General features: G+C 66.0%; 9 protein-coding genes. 5 read left to right on the top strand and 4 right to left on the bottom strand.

The genetic code is table 11. The annotated features are described in order from the left end of the window. The 4 genes from tnpC to BB334_RS07655 all read right to left on the bottom strand — a co-directional run. The coding region (gene tnpC, locus BB334_RS07670) for an IS66 family transposase (protein ID WP_198531205.1) at positions 1-1283 on the bottom strand (1283 nt) is incomplete at its 3' end. Between the two features lie 61 nt (positions 1284-1344). Continuing rightward, positions 1345-1674: an IS66 family insertion sequence element accessory protein TnpB gene (gene tnpB / locus BB334_RS07665; RefSeq protein ID WP_068805147.1), complete on the bottom strand. Its 330-nt coding sequence runs from the start codon at positions 1672-1674 to the stop codon at positions 1345-1347. Further along, positions 1671-2039, bottom strand: coding sequence for an IS66-like element accessory protein TnpA (tnpA, locus tag BB334_RS07660; protein ID WP_083200318.1), 369 nt, complete (start codon positions 2037-2039; stop codon positions 1671-1673). The genes tnpB and tnpA overlap by 4 nt, the downstream gene beginning before the upstream one ends. A gap of 212 nt (positions 2040-2251) precedes the next feature. Next, the gene (locus tag BB334_RS07655; RefSeq protein WP_068807918.1) at positions 2252-2701 is read right to left on the bottom strand and encodes a MaoC family dehydratase; all 450 of its coding nucleotides are present in this window, start codon (positions 2699-2701) and stop codon (positions 2252-2254) included. Between the two features lie 386 nt (positions 2702-3087). Between BB334_RS07655 and BB334_RS07650 the strand changes: the two genes are divergently transcribed. The 5 genes from BB334_RS07650 to BB334_RS07630 all read left to right on the top strand — a co-directional run bounded on the left by BB334_RS07650 (position 3088) and on the right by BB334_RS07630 (position 12095). Then, positions 3088-4470 carry a TIGR03013 family XrtA/PEP-CTERM system glycosyltransferase gene (locus BB334_RS07650; protein ID WP_068807916.1) on the top strand — a complete coding sequence of 461 codons (1383 nt, stop codon included), beginning with the start codon at positions 3088-3090 and terminating at the stop codon, positions 4468-4470. A 78-nt stretch (positions 4471-4548) separates the two neighbouring features. Then, positions 4549-6633, top strand: a complete 2085-nt coding sequence (gene prsK, locus BB334_RS07645; protein WP_068806716.1) for an XrtA/PEP-CTERM system histidine kinase PrsK — start codon at positions 4549-4551, stop codon at positions 6631-6633. Then, entirely contained in the window at positions 6626-7981 is a 1356-nt protein-coding gene (gene prsR, locus BB334_RS07640) for a PEP-CTERM-box response regulator transcription factor (protein WP_068806713.1), read from the top strand. Before prsK ends, prsR begins: the two co-directional genes overlap by 8 nt. 2 nt (positions 7982-7983) lie before the next feature. Further along, positions 7984-10794 (top strand): XrtA/PEP-CTERM system TPR-repeat protein PrsT, encoded by a 2811-nt coding sequence (prsT, locus tag BB334_RS07635; RefSeq protein WP_232756685.1) that lies wholly within the window; start codon positions 7984-7986, stop codon positions 10792-10794. Between the two features lie 20 nt (positions 10795-10814). Next, a complete protein-coding gene (locus BB334_RS07630; RefSeq protein ID WP_068806685.1) occupies positions 10815-12095 on the top strand; it encodes a nucleotide sugar dehydrogenase in 1281 nt (426 codons plus the stop codon). Positions 12096-12177 lie beyond the last annotated feature (82 nt).

Raw genomic sequence — 12177 nt, 5'->3', positions numbered from 1 at the left:
ATCCAGTTGTTGTCGATGGGTACCCGACCGTCGCCCACGTAGTACGTGAGCGCAGCCCAGCGCTTGAGGCTGTAGTCGATGGCGCGCGCGATGCCCGAGCCGTTGGGAACCTGGGTGCGGCGCGCGAGCAGCCACGCATGCAGGCGTTCGAGAATGGGGCGGGCCTTCGCTTCCCGCAAGCGCTGCCGGGCGTCGATGTCGAGTTCCGCCGCTTCGCGTTCGACACCGTAGAGCTGGGCAATGGCCTCGAGCGCCTCGCTGGCGATCTGGCTCTGGCCCTGGGCAGCGAGATCGAAGAACTTGCGCCGCGCGTGCGCCATGCAGCCGGCTTCGGTTACCCCCAGGGCGATCAGCGCCTTGTAGCCGGCGTAGTCGTCGCAGATCAGCGTGCCGCGCCAGTCGCCCAGAAACGCCTGGGCATGACGGCCCGCGCGGCTGTCGGCGAAGTCGTAGACGACCGCCTTGATCGGATCGAACGCGCCGACGCTGTAGGACCACAGGTAGGCGCGGTGGGTCTTGCCCGCACCCGGATCGAGCATCGCCACCGGGGTCTCGTCCGCGTGCAGCACGGGGTGCGCCAGCACGTCGGCCTTGAGCGCCTCGACTAGCGGCTGCAGGTGTACGCCGCTCTGGCCCACCCACTGGGCCAACGTCGACTGCGGGATCGCCAACCCGGCCCGACCGAAGATGCTTTCCTGCCGGTAGAGCGGCAGATGGTCCTGATACTTGGCCACCAGCACCTGGGCGAGCAAGCCGGCGGTGGGAATGCCCTTGTCGATGATGTACGCCGGTACCGGCGCCTGCACGAGGGTCTCGCACGCCGCGCACGCCCACTTACCCCGGATGTGGCGCTCGACGGTGAAGCGGCCCGGGGTGTAGTCGAGCTTCTCGGCGACGTCCTCGCCGATGCGGCGCATCTGGCAGCCGCAGGCGCAGGTGGTCGAGTCGGGTTCGTGACGGATCTCGGTGCGCGGCAGCTCGGGCGGCAGCGGCTTGCGTCGGGCCTGGCCCTTGGGCGTCGACGTGCCGACACTGGGCTGGAGTTGCTCGAGCTCTTCGCTCATCGCCGCAAGATCGGCCTCGGCGGTCTCCTCGAAGAGCTGCACCTGCTCGGTGGACAGGCGCTCGGTCCTCACGCCGAAGCGATGACGCTTGTGCAGCGCCAGCTCATGCGTGAGCCGCTCGATCTTGGTCTGACGCCACACGAGTTCGCGCTCCTGCTCGATGAGCAGGCGACGCAAGGCGTCGGCATCCAGTTGATCGAGGTCGGCGGGCAGCGGCATGGATCGATCATGTCCGATGCACGCCTCCGCCACCATCGGGGCATCCGCCGATAGCGCGTGTTCAGAGTGTCCGGATCACACCGCCGTCGCCCAGCCGCTGCCATGGCAGCCCGAGCACCAGCGCGTCGAACTGCGCCCGGGTGAGTGCGACACCGCCCTGGCCCTCGGTCCAGTGAAACCGGCCCTGGTTCAGGCGCCGGCATGCGAGCCACACCCCGAAGCCGTCATGGACCAGCACCTTCAAGCGGGTGCCGCGCCGATTGCTGAAGAGATAGGCGTGATGCGGCTGCGCCTCGCCGAACACGCGCACCACCTGCGCGAGCAGCGTGTCCATGCCTGCGCGCATGTCCATAGGTGCGACCGACAGCCACAGCGCCTCGATGCGGATCATGCGAGCCACTCGCGCAGCCATGCACCACACGCCTCGGCGGCCTCGAGCGGCCACTCGAGCTTGACGCGGGCGTTGCCACGCTGCGCCTCGAGGCGGATCACCCGCGCCTCGACTGCGGGAGCGACCTGCACGGGGACAAAGCCCGGCTCAGCCAACGCGGTGAGCGCTGCGCTGTCAGCCTTGCGCCGGCTCGGCGGCTCGATGCCGCGCTCGCGCATCCAGCGATGGACCTGATTGGCGTTCAGGCCGTTGGCCAAGGCAATCCCAGCCACCGAGACGCCTGGCTCACAACACGCCGAGACCACCGACCGCTTGAAAGCTTCGCTGTGCGTGCGCCGGCCTCGGCGCGGGATAACCACATCCATAGTGTCCGCCATCGACTTTGATGGACACGATCTTCAATGGCCTAAGCGGCTGGGGGAAGGTGGGTTCGCCGGATGCTTACACACCGTCAGCGAAAAGGGCCGCGCGGATAGCGTGCGGCCCTCTCTCGACGGGGCTTGAGCGCGGGCACCGCGGCTCTCGGGACGCCTTCGCCGCGCCTGCGGCGGGAGACCCTTGCCCAGTATGTGATCGCTCAGGGGCGAGCCGGTACCATCAGTTCGGCTTCGCCGTCGAGAACCACCGTTTCGCCTACCGTGCACACGGTCGAGAACACCACGCGGCGTTTGGCCGGCTTCAGTTCGGTGACCGTCACCTTGGCTACGACCGTGTCGCCAATCTTCACTGGCGCCTTGAATTTCAGGCTCTGACTCAGGTAGATGCACCCCGGTCCGGGCATGCGCGTGCCGAATACGGCCGAGATGAAGGCGGCTGACAGCATGCCATGCGCAATGCGGCCACCGAACATGGTGGTGCCGGCATATTCGGCATCGAGGTGAACCGGATTGGTGTCGCCGGACACCCCGGCGAACATCAGGATGTCGGCCTCGGAGATCGTGCGGGAGAAGACTGCGCTCATCCCCTGCTCGAGATCTTCGAAGAAATAGCCGTTGAGTTCCTTGAAATCGCGCGTGCTTGCGGTCATGTGCATGTCCCTTGTCGGAGGGTGGGTGGAGCGGCGTCCCGTCGAGATGCCGCGTACAGGATCCAAAGCATAAGCTTACCGCGCATTGCTGTATCGGGGGCGGGCTTCGCCGCACCGACTCGCCCGTATCCCGAGGCGGTGCATGACATCGAGGAGTGTGGCGGGGGCGCTGGGTTAGAATTGATACCGTAGACGGTTCGATGGGTGGCGCGCGTCATGGCGGCCGAGCCATCGGCAGGGAGTGTGTCGCTCCGTGTGGGATTGGAACGTGCGTGAACGGATTAACGGTTCGGTTTGCGTCTGTGAGTTAGCTTGTAGTCGGTCGGGTCGCGTGTGAGCGATTCAGGGGGTGTCCCAGGCGGGCGGCTCCACGAGAGAGGATGTTCATGCTGAAAGTGCTCAGACAATATTTCCCGTTACGAACGTTGCATCAGGCAGCGATCGATGCGGCATTGCTGCTATCGGCTGCACTGATTGCAGTCCTGTCGCAGGCTGGTACCGAGACGGTCGGCTGGACGGTGATCCTGCCTTCGGCCGTTTTCTTTGCTGTGGCCATGGTCGGGTTGAACACGGCGATGGGGCTCTATCGACATCACGGCGGCGCTTCGTCGAGTGACGCCTTCCGGCGCGTCGCGCTCTCGGTGGTGATAAGCGTGCCGATTGCGCTGGTGATTTTCAACCTTTTGCCATGGTCGGCGGTGACGTCTGCACCCACACGCTATTCGACATTGGCCGCTCTGGGCTTGTTGCTGTTGATGCGCGGGCTCGGGGGGCGTTGGGGAGCGAAAGCGATGACGGGTTCGCGGGTGATGATTGTGGGGGTCGGCCCGGATGCAGAGGAAGTGCGGCGCGTGCTCGCCGACGATCCGGCTCGTCATGGATTTCTCGTCGGCTTCTACCCAGGGGTGAAGGACGACGAGTACGTGGTCGACCCGCGGAAGACACTGCCGCAGAGAGATCTGCTGGAGGCCGTGCGCGAGAACAAGGTGACCGAGGTTGTGGTTGCGCTCCGCGAACGTCGCGGCGGCAACGTCTCGCTGCGCGCCCTGCTCGATTGTCGGCTGGCGGGGGTGAAGGTGACCGACGTATCCAGCTTTTTCGAGCGGACCTCGGGGCAGATCAGGGTCGATTCATTACGCGCGAGTTGGCTGATCTACGGCGACGGCTTCCGCCAGGGCGTTCTGCGGACGGTGGTGAAGCGTTGTTTCGACATCGTTTGCTCGCTGGTGCTGCTCATACTCGCCTCGCCGGTGATGCTGCTGACTGCGCTGCTCGTCCTCCTCGAGGACGGTGCGCCTGTGTTCTACCGGCAGACGCGCGTGGGACTCGGTGGCAGGACGTTCGAGGTGATCAAGTTCCGCAGCATGCGGCGCGACGCGGAGAAGGACGGCAAACCGCGCTGGGCGAGTGCCAACGACGACCGGGTCACGCGCATCGGCCGGATTATCCGCAGGCTCAGGATCGACGAACTGCCGCAGTTGTTCAATGTGCTGATCGGTGAGATGAGCCTGGTCGGTCCCCGGCCGGAGCGGCCTTACTTCGTCGATCAACTGGTGAAGGACATTCCCTTCTACAGCGTGCGCCACTGTGTCAAGCCGGGTGTCACGGGTTGGGCGCAGGTTCGTTACCAGTACGGATCCTCGGTCGATGATTCGATCGAGAAGCTCCAGTACGATCTGTATTACGTCAAGAACCACACTCTGGTGCTCGACATCGCGGTCCTGTTCGAGACCGTTCGGGTCGTGCTGACCGGAGAGGGAGCCCAGTAACTCGTGCGGCAGGCGCGGACGATCGGCGGGGGTTTTGCAGCGGAAGCAAGGATGCCGGCGGGCGGAAGGGGGCATTAGTTGTCCGAAGTCGCGTTCTGGGGGTACGGGCTGGCCGCGCTGCTGTATGGCGGCTTCGGGCTTTACGCTTTCGTCGCCTGGCGCGGCGGAGTTCAGGGCGCAGTCCTGCTGGTTGCGGTGCTCGCGTCCTGCCTGTGGGCCGCTGCCAATGCCGCGCTCGCTTACCATGCGGTGCCCGTCACTGCCTTGTCCGCGGTGGTGCTCGACGTGGTGCGCAGTGGCGCCTGGTATGGATTTCTCTTGGTGCTCCTGGTTCCGTTGGGAGCGGCGCGGAGCCGTTGGCCGGTGTCGGTCGCGATTGCGATCGTCGTGGCGCAGATTGCAGCGCTCGCGCTCGTATACTCGCAAGGCAGCGAGAAGCTGCTGCCGATGTCGCCGGTACTCGCCGCATGGCTGGCGCACGGGGTGTTCGGGCTGATCCTCGTCGAGCAACTCTATCGTACGGTGCCGTCGGCCTCGCGCTGGGGGATCAAACCGCTCTGTCTCGCGCTCGGTGCAGGCTACATCTTCGAGTTGTATCTGTTTGCCGATGCGCTGTTGTTCGGCCGACTGGACCAGGACGTATGGGCGGTGCGCGGCATCGCGCACGCGATCGTGGTCCCCCTCATCGCGATTTCGGGCTCGCGCAATCCGTCGTGGACGCTGCGCATGTCGATCTCGCGGGAGATGGTCTTTCATTCGACGGCGTTGGCGGCCTCCGGTCTTTACCTGCTCGTGATTGCCGCGGCGGCCTACTACGTGCGGTATTTCGGCGGCGCCTGGGGCCGCGCGCTGCAGATGACGCTGCTGTTCGCGGGGCTAGTGTTGCTGGGGGTGGTGCTTTTCTCCGGCGCGCAACGCGCAAGGCTGCGGGTTTTCGTCAGCAAGCACCTGTTTCCCTACCGCTACGATTATCGAAACGAGTGGCGCAGGTTCACCGAGTCGCTCTCGTCCGCCGAAGGGGGGCTGGACCTCGGACAATCAGTGATCAGGGCGCTCGCCGACCTGGTCGAGAGTCCGGGCGGGGCGGTATGGCTGAAGCGGCCCGACGGGGCGATGGTGATGCGGTTTCGCTACAATCATCCGGCTTGCGATGGGGTCGAACCTTCCGACTCGCCCCTGTGCCGCTTCCTCGGCGAGCGCGAATGGATCGTCAATCTTGAGGAGTTCCGCGGACGTCCCGGTCAATACCAAGGGCTGGTGATTCCGCCGTGGCTGTCGAAGTTGGCGGGTGCCTGGCTCATCGTGCCGCTGACCGGCGGCGGCGGCCTGATCGGTTTCGTCGTGCTCAACGCGCCGCGGGCTCCGTTCGAGATCGACTGGGAGGTGCTCGATCTGCTCAAGAGTGCCCAGCGCCAGGCGGCGAGCTATCTGGACCGAATGCTTGCGGCGGAAGCGCTGCTCGAGGCGCGCAAGTTCGATTCCTTCAATCGCATGTCGGCCTTCGTCGTGCACGATTTGAAGAACCTGGTCGCGCAGTTGTCGCTGATGCTGAAGAATGCGCAACGCCACAAGGACAATCCCGAGTTTCAACAGGACATGCTCGAGACGGTGGCGCACGTGGAATCGCGCATGCGCGGCCTGATGCAGCAGTTGCAGGAGAAACGCTCGATCGATCCGCCGCGCGTGGTGTCGGTGCCGGGAGTCCTGGACAAGGTGGTGAGGGCAAAGCGCGTGCAGCGCCCGGAGCTCGGTTGGGACGGCAGTGCGGGCGATGATGTCCTCGTACACGCCCATCCGGAGCGGTTGGAAAGAATCCTCGGCCACCTCGTGCAAAATGCACTGGATGCCACCAGTGATGATGGTAGGGTAATGGTGAGGGTCGAGGCCCTCGCTGGCGGCTTGGCGCGGATTATCGTCGAGGACGACGGCTGTGGCATGTCCGAGGCCTTCTTGCGCGAGCGCCTGTCGCGGCCATTCGAAACGACGAAGAGCAACGGAATGGGGATCGGGGTGTTCGAAACACAGCAGTACGTAAGCGAAATCGGCGGCAGGCTCCAGTTCCACAGCGAGGAGGGACGAGGTACGACGGTGAGTATCGAGCTTCCGCGTATCGAGCGGGGAGAAGCGGAGAAGCGGTCAGGAGTGCTCGAAGGAAATGCTTGAAAAGCGGACTCTGCTCATCGTCGAGGACGATCCGGCGCTGCAGAAGCAGATGCGTTGGGCCTTCGACGGTTTCGAAACGGTGGTGGCGAGCGACCGTGAATCGGCGCTCGCCCAAGTGCGGCGGCACGAACCCGCGGTGGTGACGATGGACCTCGGCCTGCCACCCGCACCGGACGACGTCTCCGAGGGGTTCGCGCTGCTGGGCGAAATTCTGGCTCTCGCACCCGATACCAAGATCATCGTCCTGACCGGCCAGCACGATCGCGAGAACGCGGTGCGCGCCGTGGGTTTGGGTGCCTACGATTTCTTTGCCAAGCCTTTCGAACCCGAGTTGCTGCAGCTGACCATCGAGCGCGCATTCCGCATGCACGACCTGCAGGCGGAGAACGCCGCGCTCGTCGCCCAGCAGGCCAGTCCGCTGGCGGGCCTGCTCACCCGTGACCCGGGCATGTTGCGGATCTGCAGGACGATCGAGAAGGTGGCCTCGAGCTCGGTAACGGTGGCGCTGTTCGGCGACAGCGGCACCGGCAAGGAGATCCTCGCGCGTGGCCTGCACGCCCTGTCGCCGCGAGCGCAGCAGCGCTTCGTGGCGATCAACTGCGCGGCCATTCCCGAGAACCTGCTCGAGAGCGAGTTGTTCGGCTATGAGAAGGGCGCTTTCACCGGCGCCGTCAAGCAGACCCTCGGGAAGATCGAAACCGCGAACAAGGGCACGCTCTTTCTCGACGAGATCGGTGATCTGCCGATGTCGCTGCAGGCCAAGCTGCTGCGTTTCCTGCAGGAGCGCGTCATCGAGCGGATCGGCGGCCGCGAGGAGATTCCGGTCGACGTGCGCATCGTCTGCGCGACCCATCGCAACCTCCAGAACCAGATCGCGGAAGGTCTTTTCCGCGAGGATCTCTACTATCGGCTCGCCGAGATCGTGATCGAGATTCCGCCGCTGTGCGAGCGCGACGGCGATGCCGTGCTGCTCGCTCATGCCTTCGTCCAGCGCTTCGCGCGCGAGAACGCCCGCGGAACGATGGTCCTCGGCGAGGATGCGGTCGCGGCGATCGAGGCGCATCCGTGGAAGGGTAATGTGCGCGAGCTGGAGAACTGCCTCAAGCGCGCGGTGATCATGGCCGACGGCAACCGCATCACCACCGCCGATCTCGGGCTGGCGGCGGCCGATGAGGAGTCCGAATACCTCAACCTGCGTCAGGTTCGCGAAGAGGCGGAGCGGCGAGCCGTACTGCGAGCGCTCGCTCGTACCAATGGAAACATCGTGAAGGCGGCCGCGGCCCTCGGCGTGAGCCGGCCCTCCCTGTACGACCTCATGGGCCGCTTCGGCCTGAAGAAGGAGAATTGATCGTGAGTGACCGTCCTGTGGATCGGCGCGCTTCCCGCAGCTCGAAACCTTCCCGGCGGGCGGCGGTCGCCGCTGCCGTGATCTCCCTGTTTCTCCTCGCCGGCTGCAGCCAGAGCCCCGAGGAGATGCTCGACTCCGCCAAGGGCTATCTGCAGAAGAACGATCTCAATGCGGCCAGCATCCAGCTGAAGAACGCCCTGCAGGAGAACGCGAACCTCGCCGAGGCACGCTTCCTGCTCGGCAAGGTGAACCTCGATACGCGCGACCTGCCTGGCGCCGTGAAGGAGTTCGAGCGCGCCCTGCAACTCGGCTATCCGCGCGAGGAGGTCGTGCCGCAGCTTGCGCGCGCGCTCGTCCGCTCCGGGCAGTTCGATCGCGTCGTCGATGAATTCGGTGACGAGCGGTTCGCGGACGCCGGTGCCCAGGCGACGCTGCTGGCGGCGCTCGGGGATGCCCAAATGGGCAAGGCCGAGCCCGCGCAGGCGGCCGCGCAATACGAAGCAGCCCTCGCCGCCAATGCCGAGGAATTCGGCGCGCGCGTCGGCCTCGGCCGCGCACGCCTGTTCAGCGGCGACGTCGATGCGGCGGAGACCGTGATTCGGGAGGCGCTGCAGGCGCATCCGGACAAGGCCGAAGCCCACGCAGCGCTCGCCGAGATCCATTTTGCGCGAGCGCGTCCGGACCAGGCGGTGGCCGCCTTGCAGGACGCGCTGCGTCTCGACCCGGCGAATCTGGGCTATCACTTCACCGTCGTCACCCAGCTTCTGCGCGCGAATCGGCTCGACGAGGCGCTCGCCGGCCTGGAGGCGATGAAGAAGGTGGCGCCCGCCCATCCATCGACCACCTATCTGCAAGCCTTCTTCGACTTCCGCAACAACCGCTTCGTCGAGGCACGCGACGGCGTGCAGAAAGCGCTCAAGGCGATGCCGGATTTCGTTCCCGCTCACCTCCTTGCGGGTACGGTGATGGTGCGGCTGGGCGACCATCTGCAGGCCCGAACCCATCTCAATCGGGTACTCGAGCGCACGCCCGGGCAGCCGCTCGCCCGTCGCATGCTGGTCGTTTCCCATCTTTCCACGGGAGAGGCCGCGCGAGCGGCCGAGCTCCTGCAGCCGCTGCTCGACGCCGGGGCGCAGGATCCGCAACTGCTCGGTCTCGCCGGCCAGGTCTTCATGGCGAACGGCGAGCTCGAGAAGGCGGAGGATTTCCTCGCTCGCGCCGCCAGTGCCGCGCCGGAGGATGCCGGCGCGAGGATGCGGCTTGGCGCGGTCCGCATGGCGGGCGGCGACGCCGAGCACGCGCTGGCCGACCTCGAGGCCGCCGCCGCCATGGACCAGGACACCGTGCAGGCGGACATCGCGCTGGTGATGGCCCACCTGCGCAGCGGCAACTTCGACAAGGCGCTCGAGGCGCAGGCGCAACTCGAGCGCAAGCAGGCCGACAATCCGCTGGTCTACAATCTGCGAGGTGGCCTGATGCTTGCCGGGCGCGACGCCAAGGCGGCACGCGAGGCCTTCGAGAAGGCGCTGTCGATCGACCCGAACTACCTCGCCGCAATCGTCAACCTGAGCCGGCTCGATCTGGCAGATCAGCGGCCCAAGGAGGCGCTCGAGCGCTTGAAGGCCGCGGTCGACCGCGAACCCGGCAAGGCCGAAGCGCGCCTGGCCTATGCCGACTTCCAGCGCCTGACCGGCGCGTCGCCTGCCGACGTGCTGAGCAGTCTGCAAGAGGCCGAGAAGGCGCTGCCTGCCTCGCTGCCCATCAAACTCGCCCTGATCCAGCAATATCTGCGAAATCGGGATGTCCCGACTGCGCTGTCGGCCGCGCAAGCGGCCGTCGCCGCCAACCCGCGCGATGCGGGCGCGCTGCGTGCCCTGGCGCAGGCGCAGGTCGCTTCGGGCGAACCGCGCCAGGCGATCGGCACCCTCGAAAAAGTGGTCGGGCTGATGCCGAACTCACCGGCGCCGCTGGTCCAGATCGCGGAGCTCCAGCGTTCGACTCAGGATCTCGCCAGCGCCGATCAGACGCTGCGCAGGGCCCTGTCGATCGAGCCGGATTCCGCCGAGATCCAGCGCCGTCTCGCGGACGTCATGAGCGCGCGCGGCGATCATGCGGGTGCGCTGGCGATTGCCTCGTCGATGCAGAAGAAGAATCCCGGCGCCGCGGCAGGCTACCTCGTCGAGGCGGACGTCCAGGCGAGGCGCGGCGAGTGGACAGCGGCGGCGAGCGCCTACCGCGCCGCGCAGGAACGCGCCCCTCGTGGTGAGGTGCTGGTCCGGCTGCACGCCGCACTGCTGCGTCTCGACCGCAAGGATGAAGCGGCCAAGGTGATCGACGACTGGCTGCGCGCGCAGCCACGCGACATGGTCGTCCGCGGCTATCTGGCCGAACGCGCCCTGGCGGAGAAGCAGTATCCCGAGGCGGCCCGCGTGTTCGGCGAGATGCACGATATCGCGCCGCAGAATCCGCTGGTGCTGAACAACCTCGCATGGAGCGCGAACCAGGTGAAGGATCCGAAGGCGCTCGAGTACGCCGAGCAGGCCCATGCCCTGGCTCCGGACAATGCCGCGATCCTCGATACGCTCGGCGTGATCCAGATCGCACGCGGCGAGGCACAGAAGGGTTTCGCCAATCTGGAGCGGGCGGTCGAGCTTGCGCCCGACGCAGCGCAGCTGCGGCTCAACCTCGCGCGCGCCTATGCCGATGCCGGCCGCAGCACCGACGCCCGCAAGCAACTCGACACCCTGATGCCGCGACTCACCGAAGGGTCGCCGCTGCACGCAGAAGCGACCAAACTGTTGAAATCCCTCTGAACCTCTGCAGGACTGAGCACATGACCACTATCGCCGTCATTGGCCTCGGCTACGTCGGACTGCCGCTGGCCGTTGCCTTTGGAAAGAAATATCGCACCGTGGGCTTCGACCTCTCGGAGCAGAAGATCGCTGCCTACCGCGAGGGCTATGACCCCACCGGGGAGGTCTCCCGCGAGGACCTCGCGGCTGCCACGCAGCTGAGCTGTCACACCGATCCCGCGGTGGTGCGCGAGGCGGATTTCGTCATCGTCGCCGTGCCCACGCCGGTGGACCAGGCGCATCAGCCCGATCTCACGCCACTGGTGCGCTCATCGGAAACCGTGGGCCGCCACCTCAAGCCGGGCGCGATCGTGGTCTATGAGTCGACCGTGTATCCGGGCGCCACCGAAGAGGTCTGCATCCCGATCCTGGAACGCGAGTCCGGCCTGAAGTGGAAGAAGGACTTCTTCGTCGGCTACTCGCCGGAGCGGATCAATCCCGGGGACAAGGAGCGTACCGTCACCCTGATCGTCAAGGTGGTTTCGGGCGACACGCCTGAGACGCTGGCGACCGTGGAGCGCATCTACGGCGACGTGATCACCGCGGGTGTGTATCCGGCCAGCTCGATCAAGGTCGCCGAGGCGGCGAAGGTCATCGAGAACACCCAGCGAGACCTCAACATCGCGCTGATGAACGAGCTGGCGGTGATCTTCCACAAGCTCGACATCGACACCCTCGAGGTGCTCAAGGCGGCGGGTACGAAGTGGAACTTTTTGCCGTTCCGCCCGGGCTTGGTGGGGGGGCACTGCATCGGTGTCGATCCCTACTACCTGACGCACAAGGCGGAGATGATCGGTTACCAGCCGCAGGTCATCCTGGCCGGGCGACGCATCAACGACAGCATGGGCAAGTACATCGCCGAGCAGACCGTGAAGCAGATGATCGCCGCCGGTTCGAGCATCAAGGGTGCCGACGTGATCGTGCTCGGCCTCACCTTCAAGGAGAACTGTCCCGACTTGCGCAACAGCAAGGTCGTGGATGTCATCCGCGAACTCGAGAGCTACGGCTGCCGGGTCCACGTTCACGATCCGGTCGCCGCTGCGGACGAGGCGATGCACGAATACGGCGTGCAGTTGCGCGACTGGGACGAGTTGCCCGTGGCCGCCGCGATCGTCGCCGCGGTGGGTCACCAGGCCTATCTCGACATGCCGCCGCAGCAGCTGCTTGCCAGGCTCGAGCCCGGCGGTGTGTTCGCAGATGTAAAGTCGTGCCATGATAAGAAGGCACTCGCGGCGGGAGGGGCCTCGGTCTGGCGCCTGTGAAGCACGTCCGAGCCGGCCGGGTGCGCATGTCGCAAGGGAGGCGAGGATGGTGCGAGACCGGGTGGTGAAGGGCTTCGGGAGT

Source organism: Thauera phenolivorans (assembly GCF_001696715.1).
Lineage (GTDB): Bacteria > Pseudomonadota > Gammaproteobacteria > Burkholderiales > Rhodocyclaceae > Thauera > Thauera phenolivorans.
Note: the sequence above shows the minus strand (reverse complement) of the source record. Positions and strands in the feature narration are given on the sequence as shown.